At 56.8% G+C, this 20,085-nt stretch carries 18 protein-coding genes; 14 read left to right on the forward strand and 4 right to left on the reverse strand.

Translation table 11 applies throughout. The annotated features are described in order from the left end of the window. Positions 1–62 precede the first annotated feature (62 nt). Positions 63–1,181: an ABC transporter ATP-binding protein gene (locus QZ869_RS18475; protein WP_296017624.1), complete on the forward strand. Its 1,119-nt coding sequence runs from the start codon at positions 63–65 to the stop codon at positions 1,179–1,181. Positions 1,182–1,312: 131 nt separating this feature from the next. Here the strand turns inward: QZ869_RS18475 and QZ869_RS18480 are convergent, their stop codons facing one another. After that, the gene (locus tag QZ869_RS18480; protein ID WP_296039620.1) at positions 1,313–2,788 is read right to left on the reverse strand and encodes a M81 family metallopeptidase; all 1,476 of its coding nucleotides are present in this window, start codon (positions 2,786–2,788) and stop codon (positions 1,313–1,315) included. Positions 2,789–2,821: 33 nt separating this feature from the next. Then, the gene (locus tag QZ869_RS18485; RefSeq protein ID WP_296017377.1) at positions 2,822–3,310 is read right to left on the reverse strand and encodes a hypothetical protein; all 489 of its coding nucleotides are present in this window, start codon (positions 3,308–3,310) and stop codon (positions 2,822–2,824) included. Between the two features lie 114 nt (positions 3,311–3,424). On the opposite strand from QZ869_RS18485, the gene QZ869_RS18490 reads away from it, so the two are divergent. The 7 genes from QZ869_RS18490 to QZ869_RS18520 all read left to right on the forward strand — a co-directional run bounded on the left by QZ869_RS18490 (position 3,425) and on the right by QZ869_RS18520 (position 11,052). Then, positions 3,425–3,811, forward strand: coding sequence for a RidA family protein (locus tag QZ869_RS18490; RefSeq protein WP_062424125.1), 387 nt, complete (start codon positions 3,425–3,427; stop codon positions 3,809–3,811). Positions 3,812–3,821: 10 nt separating this feature from the next. Next, positions 3,822–4,688 (forward strand): MurR/RpiR family transcriptional regulator, encoded by an 867-nt coding sequence (locus tag QZ869_RS18495; RefSeq protein ID WP_296106451.1) that lies wholly within the window; start codon positions 3,822–3,824, stop codon positions 4,686–4,688. Positions 4,689–4,692: 4 nt separating this feature from the next. Then, positions 4,693–5,475, forward strand: a complete 783-nt coding sequence (locus QZ869_RS18500; protein WP_296106454.1) for an SDR family oxidoreductase — start codon at positions 4,693–4,695, stop codon at positions 5,473–5,475. A 27-nt stretch (positions 5,476–5,502) separates the two neighbouring features. Then, positions 5,503–7,422 (forward strand): family 20 glycosylhydrolase, encoded by a 1,920-nt coding sequence (locus QZ869_RS18505; protein WP_296106456.1) that lies wholly within the window; start codon positions 5,503–5,505, stop codon positions 7,420–7,422. A 14-nt stretch (positions 7,423–7,436) separates the two neighbouring features. Continuing rightward, positions 7,437–8,876: a M81 family metallopeptidase gene (locus tag QZ869_RS18510; protein ID WP_296106459.1), complete on the forward strand. Its 1,440-nt coding sequence runs from the start codon at positions 7,437–7,439 to the stop codon at positions 8,874–8,876. Between the two features lie 123 nt (positions 8,877–8,999). After that, positions 9,000–10,238 carry an MFS transporter gene (locus QZ869_RS18515; RefSeq protein WP_296106463.1) on the forward strand — a complete coding sequence of 413 codons (1,239 nt, stop codon included), beginning with the start codon at positions 9,000–9,002 and terminating at the stop codon, positions 10,236–10,238. Between the two features lie 79 nt (positions 10,239–10,317). After that, positions 10,318–11,052: a copper homeostasis protein CutC gene (locus tag QZ869_RS18520; RefSeq protein WP_296106466.1), complete on the forward strand. Its 735-nt coding sequence runs from the start codon at positions 10,318–10,320 to the stop codon at positions 11,050–11,052. Between the two features lie 33 nt (positions 11,053–11,085). Here the strand turns inward: QZ869_RS18520 and QZ869_RS18525 are convergent, their stop codons facing one another. Then, positions 11,086–12,495: a diguanylate cyclase gene (locus tag QZ869_RS18525; RefSeq protein ID WP_296106470.1), complete on the reverse strand. Its 1,410-nt coding sequence runs from the start codon at positions 12,493–12,495 to the stop codon at positions 11,086–11,088. 227 nt (positions 12,496–12,722) lie between these two features. Further along, positions 12,723–14,813, reverse strand: a complete 2,091-nt coding sequence (locus QZ869_RS18530; protein WP_296106473.1) for a carboxy terminal-processing peptidase — start codon at positions 14,811–14,813, stop codon at positions 12,723–12,725. A gap of 213 nt (positions 14,814–15,026) precedes the next feature. Here QZ869_RS18530 and QZ869_RS18535 point away from each other — a divergent pair, with 213 nt between their 5' ends. From QZ869_RS18535 to QZ869_RS18560, 6 genes are all read left to right on the forward strand, one after another. Further along, on the forward strand, positions 15,027–15,854 hold the full coding sequence (locus QZ869_RS18535) for an alpha/beta hydrolase (protein WP_296106476.1): 828 nt from the start codon (positions 15,027–15,029) through the stop codon (positions 15,852–15,854). Between the two features lie 268 nt (positions 15,855–16,122). Further along, positions 16,123–16,410: a hypothetical protein gene (locus QZ869_RS18540; protein WP_296106477.1), complete on the forward strand. Its 288-nt coding sequence runs from the start codon at positions 16,123–16,125 to the stop codon at positions 16,408–16,410. A gap of 439 nt (positions 16,411–16,849) precedes the next feature. Beyond that, on the forward strand, positions 16,850–17,311 hold the full coding sequence (locus tag QZ869_RS18545; protein ID WP_296106607.1) for a ribonuclease HI: 462 nt from the start codon (positions 16,850–16,852) through the stop codon (positions 17,309–17,311). Positions 17,312–17,444: 133 nt separating this feature from the next. Beyond that, positions 17,445–18,311 carry an SDR family oxidoreductase gene (locus tag QZ869_RS18550; RefSeq protein WP_296106480.1) on the forward strand — a complete coding sequence of 289 codons (867 nt, stop codon included), beginning with the start codon at positions 17,445–17,447 and terminating at the stop codon, positions 18,309–18,311. 46 nt (positions 18,312–18,357) lie between these two features. Further along, complete coding sequence (locus QZ869_RS18555; RefSeq protein ID WP_296080553.1) at positions 18,358–18,744, forward strand: hypothetical protein; 387 nt, start codon at positions 18,358–18,360, stop codon at positions 18,742–18,744. Positions 18,745–18,918: 174 nt separating this feature from the next. Next, on the forward strand, positions 18,919–20,055 hold the full coding sequence (locus QZ869_RS18560) for a ceramide glucosyltransferase (RefSeq protein WP_296106482.1): 1,137 nt from the start codon (positions 18,919–18,921) through the stop codon (positions 20,053–20,055). The last annotated feature ends 30 nt before the right edge of the window (positions 20,056–20,085 follow it).

Genomic DNA, 20,085 nt, shown 5'->3' on the forward strand with positions numbered 1-20,085 from the left:
TTGCGGTAGAAGAAACAGCGCTGCCGAATGCACAGAATGCAAACGGCCCTCTGGAGACGATCGTGGGTCAGCTTCATCTCAACAACGTGAAAAAATTCTACGGCGACTTTGAAGTTCTCAAAGGCGTGCAACTAAATGTTCCGCATGGAGAATTCGTCGTTTTCGTCGGCCCATCGGGCTGCGGAAAATCAACGCTGCTGCGCATGATTGCTGGCCTGGAATCGATCAGCGACGGCGACATCGTCATTGATGGTATCCGCGTCAACGACAAGCCGCCCGTCGAGCGCGGCATCGCCATGGTTTTTCAGTCCTACGCGCTCTATCCTCACATGACGGTCTTCGAGAACATCGCATTTCCATTGCGTGTGGAGAAGATGGCGGAAGATAAAATCCGCGAAAAGGTTCATGCCGTCGCCAAAATCCTCCAGCTCGAGCATCGGCTGGAGCAGAGACCGGGTATGCTCTCAGGCGGCCAACGCCAGCGCGTCGCCATTGGTCGTGCCATTGTCCGTGAACCGAAGATATTCCTCTTCGATGAGCCTCTGTCGAACCTCGACGCGGCTTTGCGTTCAGACATGCGGATCGAGTTGACGAAGCTTCATCGCCAGCTGAAAGCAACTATGATCTATGTGACACATGACCAGGTCGAAGCCATGACCATGGCGGACCGCATCGTCGTACTCAACGGTGGTTCTATCGCCCAGGTCGGTTCGCCGCTTCAGCTCTATCACAAGCCGGATAATCTCTTCGTTGCGGGCTTCATTGGCAATCCCAAGATGAACCTCCTGCCCGTCACCTGTGTGGAAGCTTCGGACACTGGCGTAACCATCGCCTACGAAGGCAAGCAGCTAACGGTGCCGGTTGCGCGCGGCCAGGTCCGCGCTGGCGATACGCTGACACTTGGTATTCGCCCGGAACACTTAAGCCTCGGCACCGGCGACATGACCATTACCACGGTGCCAACCGTCATCGAAAGGCTCGGCATCAATACGATTTCTTATTCCACACTCTCTTCCGGCCAGCAGTGGTGCGCCCTGCTTCCAGGCTCTGCACCGGTTGCGGTAGAGCAGCCCGTCTCGGTCGCGATCAACGGTGCGGATTGCCATCTGTTCGATGGCGAGGGCAATGCGCTGGAACGTCGCATCGACTGGAAGACACAGGAAATGCCTGTTCTAGCTTGAGCTTGGTTTCAAGACGAATAGCAAAAATTTGAGGGTGTTTCCTTGTTTGTAGGAAACACCCTTACTGATGTCATCATGCGCATAGGCAACGAAAGAAAACCGCCGCTGCCCTCAAAACTATGAACGACTTCTCAGGCCGCCTTGTGCCCATGCGGGTCCTGCAGGATTGGCCAGATGTCGCGCCGGACCCTGCGGTATGGATTCGTCGCAGGATCGTTCGGATAAGGCTTGCCAGCGGAGCAATAGAGGATCTTCGACGCGATCTTGGAGAAAGCCGCGTAGAAATGGTTGGTCGACTTGATCAGCAGGATCTTCTTCGACAGAGGATCTATGCCAAGGGCTGTAAAGAGGGACGGGTCGTAGCTTTGAACCCGCACCGTGCCCAGGATCACGTCGATGCCGTTAAAATGAATGTGCGCTGCGTCGCCAAACGGGGCAATGCTGTCGCCAAACTTCATCTCAGCATTGGAGGCGACCTTCACCACCTTGACCAAGGCGTCGATCGGGTCACCGGTATTGGGTGCGGATTTTGCCCCGAAGCGCAACGGGATTTCAGCGCCCTCGCCTGCCGCCATGCAGATTTGCACTGCAATGGGATCCCAAACCAGACCGGCGGCGACGTTTGACGCACCCTGCGCCATCAGTTCCCGCAGGAGCACCGTGGCGTCACCGGCCGTACCTCCGCCTGGATTGTCCCACACATCGGCAATGACCACGGGTCCGTTAGAGGTATCCGCCTTCATCGCAAGCGCCACAGCCTCGGCCTCACCGATCTGCGGCATCATAAAGGTGCCACGCTTATCGAAGAGCTCAAGCCCGATCGAGCGCGCCAGGGCTTTCCCCTTGGCTTCATTGCCATCGGTGACCGCGATCGTCTTCGTTCCCATCTCCGGCACATCGCCCGCCATGAAGCCATGGATAACCGATAGCGACAGGACCTCTGGATCCTGCTTTTCCAGGGCAAACATGCGATCGACAATGCCGCGCATTGGCTCGCGCGAGGTCGGGAACACGTCGATCATGCGACAATCGAATACGGACATGATCGGTTTGACGCGACCTTCCAGCGTATCCACGGCGATCCGCCACAGATCTTCTGCGCGATCGACGAAGTCGGTATGCGGAAATTCCTTGAAGACGACGAAGAAGTTCACGGCATCGACGCGCTTCTGCGTCAGATGGCTATGCGGATCTAGTTCCGCGCATATCAGAACGTCGGGTCCAACGATCTCGCGGATCCGCGCCAGAAGATCGCCCTCCGGGTCCAGATATCCATCCGCCACCATGGCGCCATGGAGACCCATCACCACAGCATCAACGGGCATAGCAGCCCGCAGCTGATCGAGAATTTCATCGCGCAAACTTTCGAACGCCTGACGGTTGATCAGGCCAGCAGGATCCGCCCAGGCAGCTGTTCCTTCGATCAGCGTCCATCCCTTTGTGGCACAAACGGCGCGTCCGACGGTAATCGGCGCTGTACAGAGGGTGGGCGTTGCCGGGTGCTGGCCCGGAGGGGCGTATAGCGATTCCACGAACGCCCGCCTATCGATGCAGATTGGCGCGAATGTGTTGGTTTCTGTGGCGAGAGCCGCGGTAAAGATGCGCAAGGACTTGGGCCTTTTTGCTGAAGGGCGGGACGTTTACTGGCCCATAGGGTTTGGGAGATAACCGGTGAAGCCAGAAATCTTCCAGCGGCCCTCGTGCAGACGGCAGTAATAGAGCGTCTGCCACTTCATCACATCGACCGAGCCGTCGGGCTTCTTGATGCCGCCGTCGAACTTCTTGCGAACCAGCGCCGTATCACCGGAAATTTCGATTTCTTCCAGGGTCGTGGTGGTAAAGATGGCGGTGCGTGGATCTTCGCCGTAGCTTCCCTCGGCAAATTCGCGTGCCTGCTTCAACCACTCGTCCCGATAGGCGGGCAGATCAGGGAACGCCAGAGTCCATTTGTCCGGGTTCGGCTCGCGATTGCCGCTGATGCCGATAAACCCCTCCTCAACGAAATCGCCAGCGACCATCGACCAGTCTGCGGCCAGAAACGCATCAATATCGCGCGGCACAAGCATTTCCCATATGGAATGCCGCGCAGCATCCGAGGCAGGAAACGGATTGAGAAAAGGATCGCGCATCCGAAGGCTCCGTATCTAAATTATTTTCATGACAACCAAAAAACTCTGGCAAAAATCCGTTTTCTATGGTCACTTGTCAATGAATAACGAAAATAATTTGCAAGAGCCCGTCACATGAGCATCAAACGATACGGCGCTGAGAAGTCCGGCGCAGGTGGACAAACCCTTCCTTTTGCACGCGCCGTCGAAGCGGACGGCTGGCTGCATGTTTCCGGCCAGGTCGCCATGGAGAATGGCGAAATCATTTCCGGCGGGATCATCGAACAGACTCACAAGACCATCGAGAACGTGATCGCCATTTTGCACGAAGCGGGCTATGGCGTCGAGCATGTCGTGCGCTGCGGCGTATGGCTGGACGATCCGCGTGACTTCTGGACCTTCAATCGCATCTATCAGAGCTATTTCGGCGAACATCCGCCAGCACGCGCCTGCGTCCAGGCATCGATGATGGTGGACTGCAAAGTCGAAATCGACTGCATCGCCTACAAACCTAAGTCCTGAGCGCTGTCCAATGGATATCTTTGCGACCATTCAGGATGAGAGAGCGCAGTTTTCACCATCCGAACAGCGCATCGCGGAGATATTGCTGAACGAGTTCGACTTCGCCGTCGGCGCGTCGATCATAGAGCTGGCTGAAAAAGCGGATGTCTCTCCGCCGACCGTGACCCGCTTTTGCCGAAGGCTCGGCTGTCAAAACTTCGCCGATTTCAAGGTGCGTCTCGCTAAAACGGCGTTTGTCGGCGTGCGCTATCTGAACCCCGAGGCCAAGAGCACGTCGGCGGTCGATGTCGCCGAAGACATCATCACCAAGGCGCAGAATGCGCTTTTTATGGTTCACCGTGCGCTCGATCCACAGGTGCTCGATGCTGTGACCGAGCGGATCGCTGCCGCGACCATGGTCTATGCCTTCGGCTCCGGCGGCAATTCGTCCATGGTGGCGACGGAATTGCAGAACCGCCTCTTTCGCCTCGGCACCCGTATTACCGCCAGCAACGACCACAATATGCAGCTGATGCTGACTGCGGCGGCCAAAGAGGGTGACGTGATCATCGGGTCATCCTTCTCGGGACGCAACCAGGAACTGATGCGCTCCTTCAAGCTGGCTAAAGAAAACGGCGTTCGAACCATCGCGCTCACTCAAGTGAAAAGCCCGCTAGCAAAGCTTGCGGATCATGTCATAGGCATCGATCTGCCCGAGGGCGATAACATCTATCGCCCCACCTCGACGCGTTTTGCCTATCTTGCGGTGATCGACGTGATTGCAAGCCTCGTCGCCTATAAGAACCGCAAACACTCCACCGTCACGCTGCGCCAGATCAAGCAGCAGTTGCTGGAACATCGCGATGGCGGGGACGATCGCCAGATATTGGGAGACTGACGACATGACGACCCAGAAGCACATCGCCGTGGTCACGGGTGCTGCCGGCGATATCGGACGCGCCATTGCAGCCCGGCTAGCAGAAAGCCATGACCTGATCGCACTCGTCGATATCGACGTACACGCGCTGGAAAACGCCGTGGCAACGCTTGGCGGCGGATCGTCTTACGTCGCTATCGCGACGGATGTCACCAGCACGGACAGTCTCGCAGCTCTGGCGTTGCAACTCGAAAAGCTCGGCAAGGTGGTAACCCTCGTCAACAATGCCGGTGCAGCCCGTGCTGTCTCGCTGCACGACACGACGCCGGAAATCTGGCGAATGGATTCGAGCCTCAACCTGGAAGCTGCCTTCCTGACCTTCCGCGCTCTGGAGCGGGACCTCAAGGACATGCAAGGGTGCGTCGTCAACATTGCCTCCGTCAACGGCATGGCGGTTTTTGGCCATCCAGCCTACAGCGCCACGAAGGCAGGCTTGATCCATCTGACAAAGTTGATCGCGGTCGAATACGGAAAATTCGGGATCCGAGCCAACGCCGTGGCACCCGGAACCGTGCGCACTCAAGCCTGGGAAGCGCGCGCCGAAGCCAATCCAAACGTCTTCGAAGATGTGAAACGCTGGTACGCACTGCGCCGCATCGCGACCACGCATGATGTCGCCAATGCCGTCCATTTTCTGGCAAGCGAACAGGCAGCGGCGATCACCGGCGTCTGCTTGCCGGTCGACTGCGGGCTGACGGCGGGCCAGGCTGAGCTGGCGCACACCTTCTCTCAATCCGAACACTACTGAACACGCATAAAAATCAAGGGAACGACGATGAGCAAGACCGGATTTCGCCTCGAAAACGCATGGCATCCTATCGAAGGTGATGCGTCAGGCGGCTTCGCCTTTACCCTCATCAATCTGACAGACAAGCCGGTCGGCGACTTCAAACTCGCCTACACCGCGCTGACCCGCGTCATGGACAATCCGGTTTGCGAGAATGCGACCTTCCTGCTTCGCAACGCCAATTTCCACCAATACGCGCCGCCTTCTGGTTTCGTTCTGGAGCCGGGTGCGAGCTGGCGCTTTTCCGTGCGCGGCCTTTGGCGGCCTGCCAAACATAGGACAGACGGAGCGAAATCCGCTTATCTGACATTCTCCGACAACACCCATCACACGATCGACGTTGCTGACCTGATGTTGGAAGGAAGGCCAAGTGAACCGCAAAAGCCGCTACTGCCGGAAGGGCGTGTCACCGAGCCATTTTCCCTTTTGCCCTGGCCCAAGCAGGCGAATGTGCAAGCCGGTGAAACGCCTGTTGCCATGTATCCGGCAGAGGGCAGCGCGCTTGCCGATTTGAAAGCAATGGACACTGTGCTCGGCCTCCATCGCCGCCTTTTTTCCGCGGCCCATCAACCGTTCTCGCTGGCCGCCGTTGAACAGGGCAAGGCAGTTCGTTTCCAGCAAAGCGATTCACTTGCCGCTGAAGCATATGCGCTCACATTCGCCGAGGATGAAATCTTGCTTTCCTTTGGCGGCGATGCCGGTCGTCAGTATGGCCTGACAGCGCTTGCACAGCTTCATGATGGTGCGCGCCGAAACGCCGCGCTCTTTCGCTTCCCCGGGTCCGGCACCATCAAGGACGAACCGCGTTACGGCTGGCGCGGATGTCATCTCGATGTGTCGCGCCAGTTTTCTCCGGTGTCAGACGTGCTCCGTCTCATTGATATTCTCGCCTGGTACAAGATGAACGTGTTCCATTGGCATCTGACCGATGACGAGGCGTGGCGCTTTGAGGTTCGTGCCTATCCGCAATTGACCACCGTCGGCGTCAGACGTGGACCGGACGAGCCTATGCTGCCGCAGCTTGGAAATGCCGCCAAACCAGTGGAAGGATTCTATACCCAGGCCGACGTTACCGCCATCATCGCCCATGCGACCGAGCTCAATGTCGAAGTCGTGCCGGAAGTCGACATCCCCGGTCACAGCACGGCCATTCTCGCCGCTCTTCCCGAACTGGTCGATGGACAGGAAGCACCGGACAGCTATCGCTCCGTTCAAGGCTTCCCGAACAACGCGCTCAATCCTGCGATCGAAGAGACCTATGTGTTTCTCGGCAAGGTGTTCGATGAAATGGTCGAACTCTTCCCATCAAAGCTCATCCATATTGGTGGCGACGAAGTGGCCGACAACACCTGGATGGCCTCACCGCTCGCCCGCAAGCTGATGGAGAATGAAGGGCTCGACGGGACCTTCGGATTACAGAGCCACTTCATGAAACGAATTCAGAAAATGCTGGCCGACAGAGGCCGCAGCATGGCAGGTTGGGACGAAGTTTCCCACGGTGGCGGCGTCAATCCTGACGGTACCTTGCTGATGGCATGGCGCGCACCCGAAGTCGGCGTTGCGCTTGCCAAAGAAGGCTACGACGTGGTGATGACGCCGGGACAGGCTTATTATCTCGACATGGTGCAGGACGAAGCCTGGCAGGAGCCCGGCGCCAGCTGGGCCGGGACCGTCCCACCCCACCACACTTATCACTATGAGGCGGTGGGCGATTTTCCCGAAAACCTGAAGCCGCGCCTTCGTGGCGTACAGGCCTGCATCTGGACCGAACATTTTCTCAACCGCGACTACTTCAACCATCTGGTCTTCCCGCGCCTGCCAGCAGTTGCGGAAGCCGCATGGACGCCACGTGAGCGCAAGGATTGGAATCGCTTCTCGGCGCTCGTGCGCCTCAGCCCTACGCTGTGACAGGAGACATTTCGATGGTGTTACGTATAGCAGTCGGCGGCATTCATACGGAGTGCTCCACCTATTCTCCGGTTCTGATGCAGCCGGAGGATTTCCGCGTGTTGCGCGGCGACGATTTGACGGGCGCGGAGTATTTCAGCTTCCTGCCAACCGAGGATGTGGAAATCCATCCACTCCTTCACGCCCGTGCAATCCCAGGCGGGCCGGTCTCTCGCGCTGCTTATGAAGGCTTCAGAAAAGAGTTTTCCGAAAAGCTGCTGGCAACCCTGCCCCTTGATGGTCTTTACCTTGCCATGCATGGCGCAATGAATGTCGAGGGCATGGACGATGCCGAAGGCGACTGGATTGCTAATGCGCGCTCTATCATCGGGCCGGATATTCCGCTCGCCGTCAGCTACGATCTGCACGGAAACGTCACCCAGAAGATCGTCGATCAAATCGACATCTTCGCGGCCTACCGTACAGCCCCGCATATCGATGTGCGCGAAACGATGGAACGGGCCTGGTCGATGCTCGTCCGGACGCTGAAAACGGGAGAAAAGCCAGGTGTCGCCTGGGCGCCGATCCCGGTTCTGCTGCCGGGCGAGAAAACCTCGACCGAAGACGAGCCGGCCAAATCGCTCTACCACCGCCTGCCGGAGCATGACCGGATCGATGGTGTGTGGGATGCCAATCTCATGGTCGGCTATGTCTGGGCGGACGAGCCCCGCGCGACGGCCTGCGCCGTGGTGACGGGCTCCGATTATCAGGCGGCAAAGCGAGCGGCGGAAGAGATTGCGTTTTCCTACTGGCAGGCAAGGCAGGATTTTCGCTTCGGTCCCGTCACCGGTGACCTCGACGATATGCTCGACTTGGCTGAAAAGGCCGACACGAAGCCGGTCATTCTTGCCGATTCCGGGGACAACCCTACCGGTGGTGGCGTTGGCGATCGTGCCGACGTGTTGAAATCGCTCATCATTCGTGGCTTCGAGGGTGCCGTCATTGGCGGCATCACGGATCGCCCGGCGGTAGAGGCCTGCTTCGCTGCAGGCGTCGGCAAGACGCTGAGCCTCAAGATCGGCGGCTCGCTGGACCCGGCCAGCCCCTTTATTGAAGTGGGAGCAGAGATCATCAGCCTTGACGACCCAGGGCCCGCCGCCGAACGGCAGGCAGTGGTGAAGATTGGCGGCAACACCCTCATTCTGGCCGCACGTCGTCGCCCCTACCACAATATCGCGGACTTTACCCGCCATGGCATAGATCCCGCCAAGCTGAGGTTGCTGGTGGTAAAATCCGGGTATCTGTCGCCGGAGCTTCAACCCCTTTCCAACCCGAACCTGATGGCTCTGACGGATGGCGTCATCAATCAGGATATCGAGAAATTACCGTCAGAGCGCAGGGTGCAACCGATATTTCCTTTCGCTAAGGATTTCGATTATACCCCGGTTGCGAATGCCTCGGCGCGATGGCGTTAATACCCTGAAAGCAGAGTATTAACGCCGGCGGCCAGATCATTTTCCGCGCCCGATTATAGCCGAGCGCTCCCATACTTCATCGATCCTGCGTGTTCGCAGGCTGACCCTGCTACTGGACGATCCATGCTGTCGGCACTGCCTTTTGTTTATCGACACAGCCAGCTGCGGCTTTCCGCTGCGGGTATATTCGTCTTTGGATTTACCGGAGCAGCGACCGCGCCCTACATGTCGCTGATTGGCATTCGCGAACTCGGCCTGACGGATGCCGGGTTCTCAATCCTGAGTTTCGTTGCTGCCCTCGTCAACGTTTCGGCCAGTATCAGCATGGGCATCCTTTCGGACCGGCTCGGACATTACAAGCTACCCATTCTGGGAGCCTGCATATCCGGTGTCTTGGGATATGGCGTGGTCTTCGCCTTTCCCACCATCTGGACTTTCGCGCTAGCTCTGCTCATTCCAATCCCGATCTATGGCGCGCTCAATTCTCTGATTTTCGCCTATGTGCGTGCAAGCTGTGTCAGCATGCCGCCGCGAGAACTGATCGCCGTCAACTCCGCCGTACGTGCCGCGATTTCGCTGTCCTGGGTGCTGGTTCCAGGCATCGTCGGTTACGCACTGGCTGGCAGAACCAGTATGCTTTCCGCGTTCCTGTTGGCAGCGCTAGCATGTGCCTTCTGCTTCTTTCTCTTTGCTCAGTTCATGAGAGAGGAAAGCATAGCGCATACCGAACGAACGGAGCCTGGCTATGCCTTTCTCGCATCCATTCGCCATCTCGGATCAAGCGCAATCTGGCCCTTCGTACTTGCCATTGCGCTGATTTCGTCGACGCTCCATGTCAACGGCATTGTCCTGCCGCTGGTCGTGACAGGAAAGGCGGGAGGCCAACCTTCGGATGTTGGCGCAATCGTCGGTATCGTTGCGCTTCTCGAAATCATCTTTATCTTCTTTTGGGGATGGGTTGAAACCAAGACGTCTGCGGCGGTCGCCATTGGTGCAAGTGCACTTATCTATTGCGTTTATATGCTGGGCCTTGGATTGGCGAGCAACCCCATGACGGTCTATCTCCTCACCCCGCTGTCCGGTCTTGGGGCGGCTGGCATCATTTCCCTCCCAATTACCTATCTGCAAAATCTGATCGCAAGGCGTGCAGGTCTTGGGAGCTCTCTGATTGCCGTCAACATTTTTCTAGGCGGAGGTTTGAGCTCGTTGCTCTTTTCTGCGGGGACCGCTCTCAGCGATTATTCTCACACGGCGATGCTCGGCGCCTTTGCGGGTTTGTGCGGCGTGGCATTGCTCGCATTTCTCCACAACCGTCCGCCCGCGCGAAAAGCGGAATCGATTTTCCCAAGTCACGATATCTAGATTAAAGAGCATAGAATGCCCGTTGTGCATCCAACACGACGGACGTCACTTTAACGGCACCAGAAGGAAAGCGAACATCATGGCTGATCGAAGCGGGCGGTTGCTCGAAATCTGCGTCGATAGCGCAGAGGGTCTCGCCGCAGCCATCGAAGGTGGCGCTGACCGCATCGAACTCTGCTCGGCACTTGGCGTCGGTGGACTGACCCCGCCCTATGGCCTGATGCAATATGCGCAGCGCATCAGTCCGATCCCGGTCTACCCCCTGATCAGACCGAGGGCCGGCAACTTTGTCTATGATGCCTCCAATGTCGCCATCATGGAAGCCGACATTGCGCAGGCACGTGACCTTGGGCTGCCGGGTGTCGTTATCGGTGCCACTACCAACGATCGCAAACTGGACCGGCGGGTGCTGGAAAGATTGATCGAAACCTCAAAGGGTCTGGATATCACTCTGCATCGGGCTTTCGATATGGTGGACGATCCGGTCGAAGCGCTTGAAACCGCAATCGAACTTCGCATATCGCGCATTCTTACCTCCGGAGGAGCAAAAAGCGTGTCACTTGGCATAGCAACTATCCAAAGGCTGGCGGAACAAGCAGCCGGACGCATCGCCGTCATGCCGGGTGGCGGCGTCAGCGTGGAACTGGTGCCCGAGCTTCTTGCGTCATCCGGCCTCAATGAAATCCATGCCTCCGGTAGCGCCTCATCGAACGAAGAGGAACTCCTGGTGGAATTCGGCTTTGCGCCGCAACAGCGCAGACGAACAAGCGCTCAGGTCGTCAGGGCTTTAAAAACCGTGCTCATGGAGAGTTGAAGCAGATCGTTATAGATCGTTGCGCGACGAGCATCATGAGGACGAGGCTGCTAGATCGACCTCATTCCTGAAGGAAGATGCGACGGCCCGGTTGGAACGCTTGGCAATATAGAGCGCCTCGTCAGCACGCTTGAAGACCGGATCTGGCGAGATTTCTCCGTTCAGCACTCTGCTTATTCCATAGGACGCGCCCACAGTCATGATCGTCCCGTGGACCTCGTAAGGTTTGGAAATCAACGCCGCGATCTGCTTGCATCGTATCTCAGCCTGCTCTTCCACAACCCTCGGCATCATCACGGCGAACTCGTCGCCTCCCAACCGGAAGCAGATATCGTCCTTCCCGCATCCGGCGCGCAGCCGTTCCGCGACCTGTTTCAGAACGTCGTCTCCATCAGCATGTCCGAAGCGATCATTGATTGCCTTGAAACCATCGAGATCGATACAGACGATGGTCAGCGGCCCTTGCTGCGACAGTCGGCTGAACTCGGTCGATACGAGAGTTCTGTTTGCAAGACCGGTAAGGAAATCATGTGTCGCTGCATGACGCATCCGACGTTCGGCATCCAACAATATCTTCAATGCCTGGCGCGATGTTAAAATAGCGAAAATGCAACTCGCGACAAAGATGCAGAGAGTCACCGCTGCGATTGGAAGGGATTGACGAAGCAGATCGTGCGCCGGACTATCCGCGTGCCATGACAAAACCTGTACCTGGCCGTTTGGTGCAGTTGCTATTTCCACGGACGCGCGCCCAGGCGTTACCGAGGCTGCGGGTTCGACCGTCGCATCGTCGAGCATGAAGCGCTCACCAAAAAACGTCTGAAGGTTGCCCGCGATAGGAATGGCCGAGATGAGAATAGGAGCGTGACTCGTAGTTGGCACCACCGTTCCGATATCTGCCTGGAAGAGGCTGGCGGTCAACAAAAGGGCATCATCGCCAACGACTTCCATCCTGCTGAAAGCGATCTTGGCGGGAATGCCCTGTTTCTTTGGTTGATGCTCGTGCACGCGAACGAGATCCAGAAGCGGACGAGCCGCCGCCAAGAGGGCATCAGGGCCTCTCTTTAAAAAAGAGTGGTCGCTAAAATCATCCGCCGTCTTGGCATAGATGATCTTGTCGCTGCCATCGATTACGACGAGAGAACGAACGCTCGACGTTCCCAGAATGGACTTGCCGAGATTGCGCTCCGCCCAGTCGAGATCAAAATTATTGTTAAGCTTTTCAATCGCTTCATCCCAGATTGTCCAAGATGTCAGCGCCACTTCCGTGTCGAAAATCCACGTCGCGACATTGCGCCTGACAAGCGTTTCCTGACGTTCACGCGCTTCTGCATCCAGCCGTGTCGCACCGAAATAAAGAACAGTGGCAAGGCCGAGCAACAACAGCCCCACGATAATGGCGATGGGGCCGATAAACCTGGCATGATTGAAGCGCGTCGTCATAGGAAATTCCGTTTGCAACACGCAACAAATCTATATCAGCGACCCTTCACGGACTGTTATCGGTCAGAACGATAATCTCGACAGGGTTAACGCATTTACGCGTTAGCCCTACGCACCTCGGCATCGAGCTGGGAAATCGCCCGGATGAAGAATATCCGTGCAACCAGTTCGTGTTCAGTGGCGAGAGAAACGGGGCGGATGACCCGCTCACACACCCGGCTCTGACATTATCGCGCGGCCCGCTGTTTTCCTGGTGCGAGATCGGCCACATCGGCTACGATGGCAGCCGCCTCGGTCTGGAGAACGTCTTTGGCATTCTTGCGCGCATTTTCGAGCGCGAGATTGGCGCTGAGGCTGCGCTCATTTGCCTGAAGACCATCATCTTTCGGAAGGACGTCTCCACCTTCATCCTGACGCGCCTTCAATTTGGCAGCCACAGCCGCCATCTCCTTGCGACGCTCTCCCTCGTTGAGAGATATAGTCTTCTTTTCCCGCTCCGCTTTCAACTCTGCCACATCGGCGACAAAGCGTTGATAGTCCTTATCGTCTTTCACCCGCGCTTCGTGACGGCTTTCCAACTGAGGCACGAGGCCGGCCATATCGCCCAGTTTGCTGTACTTGGCGGGCTTGATCGTCGTCCAGGGCAATGCGTTATCGTAGCTCGATTCGCCCAAAGTCTTTGGGTCGAGCACGCCGGGGGTAGCGATATCGGGCGTCACACCGCGCAACTGGGTCGTCCCACCATCAATTCTGAAGAACTGCGCAATCGTAAGTTTGAGCTGGCCAAGCTCTGGCTCTTGCTTGCCCGCCACCTTGTCGAGATCGACCACCGTCTGCACAGTTCCCTTACCGAAGCTTGGATCACCGACGATGACGCCGCGGCCATAATCCTGAATCGCTGCGGCAAAAATCTCCGACGCTGAAGCCGACCCGCGATTGATCAAAACACCGAGCGGTCCGTCCCATACCGGGGCAGCGATGTTATCGCTTTCCACCTCTACCTTGCCGGCGGCATTGCGTTGTTGGACAACCGGACCTTTGCCGGTGAACAGGCCAGTCAGATCGATAGCCTCCGTCAACGATCCGCCGCCATTATCGCGGAGGTCTACCACGATGCCATCGACCTGCTCCTGCTTCAACTCGCCAAGAAGTTTCTCGACGTCGCGGCTGGCGCTCCTGTAATCCTTGTCGCCGTTGCGGCGCGCATCGAAATCCTCGTAGAATGTCGGCAAAGCGATGACGCCGATCTTCAAAGTCCGGTCTCCAAGCTTAACCGGAACGACGGACTTCTTTGCCGCCTGTTTTTCCAGGCTGACCTTATCTCTCACCAGACTGATGACCCGGTGTCCGCTGGCATTGCCGGCATCGGCGGGAAGAATGTCCAATCTCACGACCGACCCGACCTCACCACGAATCATCTGGACGACTTCATCGAGACGCGTACCGACGACCTCTTTAATCGACCCTTCTTCGCCCTGACCGACGCCGATGATACGATCTCCGACGGCAAGCTTGCCGGACAGTTGAGCCGGGCCACCGGCAACCAGTTCCCGGATCGTCGTATAGCCATCACGTTCCTGCAGCACGGCACCGATGCCGACGAGGGAGAGCTTCATCGAAATGTCGAACTCAGCAGATGCCTTGGCGCTGAAATAATCCGTGTGCGGATCGACCGCAGTGGTGAAAGCCGCCATGAAAGATTGGAACACGTCATCACCCTTGTAGGTATCGACGCGGTCGAGGATATTCTTGTAGCGCTTGTCGAGCGTGTCGCGGATCTTCGCATCGTCCTGATCGGCAAGCCTCAGCCTCAACCAGTCGCTTTTAACCCGCTTGCGCCAAAGCTCGTTTGCCTGCTCTTCAGTCTTCGCCCAGGGCGCTTCTTCGCGCGACAGCGGATAATCTTCCTGCACGGTGAAATCGAAGCCGTCTTTCAACAGACTGCGCGCATAAGTCATGCGCTCCGTCACGCGTTGATTGTAGATATCGAACATCGAAAAGGGAATCTTAAGATTCTTGTCGACGATCGCGTCATCCAGTTTTTTGCTCTGCTTGGCAAAACTCTCGATGTCGGCCTGTGTGAACAGCATGCGGTCGGGATCGAGCGACTTGATATACTTGTTCATGATCTTGATCGAGAGCGCATCGTCTAGCGGCACCGGACGGTAGGCATAACGCTCAAGAAACTGTGCGCTGAGAAGGGCCGCTTCAGCCTGGGGTGCAGTCGGCTCCAGCACAGGCAGGCGGGAGGCTTCGCGTGCCTGCGCGACAGAGGCAACTCCGATGAGAAGGCCGACGAAAAGGGGCTTCAAGCGCATCTCGACATGTTCCTTATTATTCCACATACGCCTCTTATCTTATTCTGGGGCGAAATTGCGATATTTTAAAAGCGGTATCAAAACATATTGATACCGCGGGCTCTCCCGCCGTTCAGATATCGGCCAGAATTGGCGCAGACGATCTGATATCTGCTCTCATAAGGAACCGCCGCTTCAAACAGCCGTTCACTCCAGCCAGAAAAGGAGATCGATATGGCCTATGTAAAGACGCGCGACGGCACAGATATCTACGTAAAGGAATGGGGTGAAGGACGCCCGGTCATATTGCTGCATGGCTGGCCACTCTCATCAGATATGTGGGATGCTCAAGCCATGGCGCTAGCCGAGGCCGGCTACCGGGCGATCGCCTATGATCGGCGCGGCTTCGGCAGATCCGGTCAACCATGGAACGGTTACACATATGATGGCCTGGCAGACGATCTTGCCGATGTGATGCAGGCGCTCGGCGCGACAGAAAATGCGAGCCTCGTCGGCTTCTCCATGGGTGGCGGCGAGGTCGCCCGCTATATGAGCAGGCATGGCGGAAAAGGCGTAGTCTCTGCAGCGCTGATTGCGTCTGTCGTTCCTTACATGCTGAAAACGGAGGATAATCCCGAAGGAACCCCGGAGAAGGTTTTCGACGAGATTGCCGACGGCATCAAGAAAGACCGGGCACATTTCTTCAAGTCGACATTCTTTCCGCAGTTTTTCGGTGTCGGACTGCTTTCCCAGCCTGTCAGCGATGAGGTCATCGCCACGGCTACGGCAATCGCTATGACCGCAGGACTGAAACCGACCCTCGCCTGCGCCCAAGCCTTCGCGACCACGGACTTTCGCCCGGACATGCCTCATTTCCGCGTACCAACGCTCATCATCCACGGAACGTCCGATAAGACTGTTCCGATTGACGCGTCGGCGCGCGCCGCGGCAGCAGGTATCCAACAATCACTCCTCATCGAATATGACGGAGCTCCCCATGGATTGAGCGAGACGGACGGTCCGCGTCTCACCTCGGATCTGCTTAATTTCCTGCAGAAGTAATGGTGCGTGATCGCCGCCTACCAAGCGGCGTTCCATATTACCGCGCCTAAAAGCAGGTCGCCAAAAAAGCGTATAACAACTACGCGACATCAGCTGCAATAAAGCAAAACCCTAAAGCGCGTGAGCGTCCTCAAAGATCGACACGCGCTTTAGACTTACTCTGGCCCTACAGTGACGCTGGCCAAAATGACAGGCGATATTCCCGTTGTCATCGGCTTGCATAGGGACGACGAGAAAAATAGACACTCCGTGCAATCAGGAGTAACACATGCAGAATTTAAGAAGCTTGATTATCGCCCTCGTGGTCGGCATCGCGGTTGGGACCGCATTCATGATGCTCGACAAATCGCAAGGCGCCGAATGGGTGGTCTCACCACAACAGATCGAGCAGGCGAAGGCTGAAGGCAAGCCAGGTTATGAATCCTCGCCTGGCACCATCGCGGTTTTACCCATCCGAAGAGAAACTGCGGACGTTATTCCGTTCAAATGGACGATGTACGGGCTTCTGGCGGCGGTGGTGACCTTCCTGACCATACGCAAGAAAAAGACCGCCTGAATCGAAAAAGCCTGCCGCGGGAGGAGGTGCGGCAGGCTTTCGAAAAGAACCGAATGGCAACTGGGAGGAGGAGTGTTGCCATTCCAGCAAATGCCCTTTGGGAGGAGGATAAGGACATTCGCGTATCGAAGCTCTGCGGGAGGAGGTGCATCGCTTCGATGACCAATGTATATTCTGTCCCTTCCCTGAGATAAATGCCGTTTATCGCAAGAGGGGTATGCATATTTGCATACCTTGGCCGGGATAGACGATATTGCCGGGCGAATATTGATGCGAAAATGGGCAATCTGGAATCAGCCTTCATGTTTTCTTGAAAGAATAGACAAACAGTGGCCAGACACGACAAAACGCTCACGCTCAATATCGATGTTCAGCCTTTAGAAAGGTCACTCCTTTGGTAAACACCGGACCAACCGTACCAGCTGAGTTTCACCTCTATGTGGATGGCTCCTATGACCCTACCGAGGGAAGAGGCGGATGGGGGGTGCTCGTTGTGCGCGACAATGCCGAGGTTACCCGCCATCACGGCAGTTTGATATGTGCCGACAGCAGCAAGCCCGAAATCGCCGCGTTACTCGAGGCTGCCCGCTGGCTAGAGCAGAACGCTGCAGGGGAGGTCGCGATCATCTGGTCGGATTCCGTCTATGCCGTCAATGGTTGCAACAGATGGCGCCACATTTGGAGAACGAACCGGTGGAGAAAGCGGGCGCCGAACGGCAGCGGCCGGAGCAGGAATGTCGCCAATATGGAGATCTGGAAATTGATCGACCTGCACCTCTTAAAAAACGAAATGATCAGCGTCCAATGGTGCAAGGGGCACGCAGGACTGGAATGGAACGAAAGCGCCGACGACTTGGCCAGACGGGCGCTCTCCCTGCCCTCCGCTTCGGTCAGTTCGTGACCGCTAAAACTTAGCTGTGAGGAATACGCGTTTAATGTGAAGAACAGTCGTTGCGTTCGGCTAAGGGTTAAAATCGGGGAACTGTAACGCCAAAATCGGGTTTGGGCTTCATACCTAGCAACGGAGCACATAGATGACCGCCGATATTCGCCGTCCCACGCCACCCTACCCGGAACAGAAGCAGACACCGCCCGGCACGACGCGCCAAATGGACCCCAAGCCTGATCACGGTGAAGAATCGTACAAAGGCAGCGGCTTGCTGGAGGGTAAGGTCGCTCTCATAACCGGTGCGGATTCAGGCATCGGAAAAGCCGTCGCCATCGCCTTCGCACGTGAGGGCGCCGATCTTGTGATTTCCTATCTCGACGAAGAAGAGGATGCACGCGACACGGTGAAGTGGATCGAGGACGCGGGTCGTAAAGTGATCGCGATCGCTGGCGACATCACCTCCGAAGAACATTGCAAGTCGCTGGTGCAGCGCACAGTCAATGAATTCGGCAAAATAGATGTTTTGGTCAACAATGCCGCATTTCAACGCACCTATGCGGATATTGGCGATATCGATGCCGCCGAATGGGATGAAACTTTCAAGACCAACATTTACGCCCCATTCTACCTCTCGAAAGCAGCCGTACCTCACATGAAGGCAGGAAGTTCGATCATCAATACGGCGTCCATTCAATCGAAACAGCCCTCGCCGCATCTTTTGGCCTATGCCTCAACGAAGGGCGCGCTCCTGAACTTTACCGCTGGACTGGCGGGAATGGTTGCCGAGAAAGGCATTCGCGTCAATGCGGTAGCCCCAGGCCCCATTTGGACGCCCCTCATTCCTTCGACCATGGGAACGGAAAAGACCAAATCGTTTGGCGAACAGACCTTGATCGGGCGGGCGGGACAACCTGCAGAGCTCGCGGGTGCGTATGTTCTGCTTGCGTCCGAGCGCAGCAGTTACATGACCGCAGCCGTCATTCCCGTGACGGGCGGCGAGATCATGATGTGAATTGCACCCGGCACGAAATTAAGATCAATCTTGACGGAGAACCGACATGTCCAACCAAAACTCCACGTCGCCCGCTGTTTCGTCGCTTCACGACGAGCAGGCGAAACAACGCTCGGACGATGGGCAACTTCAGCAGGGACTGGAGGACACATTTCCCGCATCCGATCCCGTTTCCCATACGATGACAACGACCGCAACGCCGACCATCACGTCTGAGAATACGGACGACATGGAAGACACACCCAAGGTTGACGAAGCGCTTGCTGCGGTACGAGCACGCTCCCACACCCCGACGGTTTCGGCCTCAGGCAGGATTGCTGGACGGGAGATCCGCTCGGTCAGACAGACGATTGCCGATCAGGTTCGCGAGCACCCGCTGTCTGCCCTCGGATTGGCTGCACTGGCGGGATATGTCTGGGGAATGACACGATAGGTCAAATGATAAAGCGCACCGAACGGTAGGTGCGACAAGCCAGCCCGTCCACAACGAAATGAAGGGTATATGACAGTCATACCCTTCATGACATGCGCCTGTCATGAATGCGTTATAGTTGCGATATGGACAGGAACGCCGGGTCGATGAACCGGAGGTTGGAGCTGGTTGCAAATGGATATCATCCTGGCCGCAGTGGCGATTGCGCTCATATTCGTGCATTTGGTGAGTATTGCTCTGACGGCTTTTCGTGTCCGGCTAGATGAAGCTCCGGCGGTGCCTCGAACAAGCCGACCACCCGTATCGCTCGTCATCCCACTGCGCGGCATAGAGAATTTCACGGCTCTGACAATTCCGAGCGCCTTTCGTCTCGACTGGCCGGATTACGAAATTCTTTTCTGCGTCGCGGATCCCTTGGACCCGGTCATTCCCCAAGTCAAATCCAATATCGCCCTCTTCCCTCACATCAGAGCAAGAATACTCATCGGCGATGACAGGATCAGCGCCAATCCCAAGCTCAACAATTGTGTGAAAGGCTGGCGGGCTGCCAGCCACGAGTGGGTCATTCTGGCAGATTCAAACGTGCTGGTGCCGCAGCATTACATATCGACACTCATGGCGGCATGGCGCAGTGATAGTGGGCTTGTTTGCTCTCCGCCACGTGGATCGCGTCCAGAAGACATATGGTCCGAGCTCGAATGCACCTTCCTCAATACTTTTCAGTGCCGTTATCAATATGCAGCAGAAACTCTGGGACAGGGCTTCGCCCAAGGTAAGACGATGCTCTGGAACAAGCCGCTGCTGGATTCGCTTGGCGGCATTGAGGCCTTGGGTGCGGAGATCGCGGAAGACGCGGCGGCAACCAAACTCGTTCGTGCGAGCGGCCTGAAAGTTCACCTTGTTCCCTCTCCCTTCGAACAGCCGCTCGGCAAGCGGAGCTTCGAGGACATATGGTCTAGACAAACACGTTGGGCGAGGCTGCGTCGAGTGACCTTCCCGCATTTCTTCGCCCCGGAAATTCTCGTCGGCGCCTTTCCTGCGCTGTGTCTGGCGCTGGCATCAGGCTTCCTGGCAGATGTTGATGCCACGACATTGCTTGCCGTTGCGGTTGCTGTTCCGAGCATCATGTACCTGCCGGAACTGGCCCTCGCAAAGGCAAAAGGCTGGCACGTTTCCTGGGCCAGCCTTCCAGCCATGATAATGCGTGACGCCCTTCTGCCGATCATCTGGGCAAAAAGCTGGATGGGCTCATCCGTGTCTTGGCGCGGCAACATGATGACAGTGGGAACTCAGGAAAGCACACTCGGCTAGACCACACTGGTCAAGCAAAACTGGAAGCGG

The organism is uncultured Agrobacterium sp. (assembly GCF_913777885.1).
Taxonomy (GTDB): Bacteria; Pseudomonadota; Alphaproteobacteria; order Rhizobiales; family Rhizobiaceae; genus Agrobacterium.

Bases quoted from the DNA above. Each gene is read 5' to 3' on its own strand.
- QZ869_RS18510 (WP_296106459.1), top strand. From the start codon at position 7,437: ATGGTGTTACGTATAGCAGTCGGCGGCATTCATACGGAGTGCTCCACC.
- QZ869_RS18500 (WP_296106454.1), top strand. From the start codon at position 4,693: ATGACGACCCAGAAGCACATCGCCGTGGTCACGGGTGCTGCCGGCGAT.
- QZ869_RS18540 (WP_296106477.1), top strand. From the start codon at position 16,123: ATGCAGAATTTAAGAAGCTTGATTATCGCCCTCGTGGTCGGCATCGCG.
- QZ869_RS18535 (WP_296106476.1), top strand. From the start codon at position 15,027: ATGGCCTATGTAAAGACGCGCGACGGCACAGATATCTACGTAAAGGAA.
- QZ869_RS18485 (WP_296017377.1), bottom strand. From the start codon at position 3,310: ATGCGCGATCCTTTTCTCAATCCGTTTCCTGCCTCGGATGCTGCGCGG.
- QZ869_RS18550 (WP_296106480.1), top strand. From the start codon at position 17,445: ATGACCGCCGATATTCGCCGTCCCACGCCACCCTACCCGGAACAGAAG.
- QZ869_RS18560 (WP_296106482.1), top strand. From the start codon at position 18,919: ATGGATATCATCCTGGCCGCAGTGGCGATTGCGCTCATATTCGTGCAT.
- QZ869_RS18530 (WP_296106473.1), bottom strand. From the start codon at position 14,813: ATGCGCTTGAAGCCCCTTTTCGTCGGCCTTCTCATCGGAGTTGCCTCT.
- QZ869_RS18525 (WP_296106470.1), bottom strand. From the start codon at position 12,495: ATGACGACGCGCTTCAATCATGCCAGGTTTATCGGCCCCATCGCCATT.
- QZ869_RS18505 (WP_296106456.1), top strand. From the start codon at position 5,503: ATGAGCAAGACCGGATTTCGCCTCGAAAACGCATGGCATCCTATCGAA.
- QZ869_RS18515 (WP_296106463.1), top strand. From the start codon at position 9,000: ATGCTGTCGGCACTGCCTTTTGTTTATCGACACAGCCAGCTGCGGCTT.
- QZ869_RS18495 (WP_296106451.1), top strand. From the start codon at position 3,822: ATGGATATCTTTGCGACCATTCAGGATGAGAGAGCGCAGTTTTCACCA.
- QZ869_RS18490 (WP_062424125.1), top strand. From the start codon at position 3,425: ATGAGCATCAAACGATACGGCGCTGAGAAGTCCGGCGCAGGTGGACAA.
- QZ869_RS18520 (WP_296106466.1), top strand. From the start codon at position 10,318: ATGGCTGATCGAAGCGGGCGGTTGCTCGAAATCTGCGTCGATAGCGCA.
- QZ869_RS18555 (WP_296080553.1), top strand. From the start codon at position 18,358: ATGTCCAACCAAAACTCCACGTCGCCCGCTGTTTCGTCGCTTCACGAC.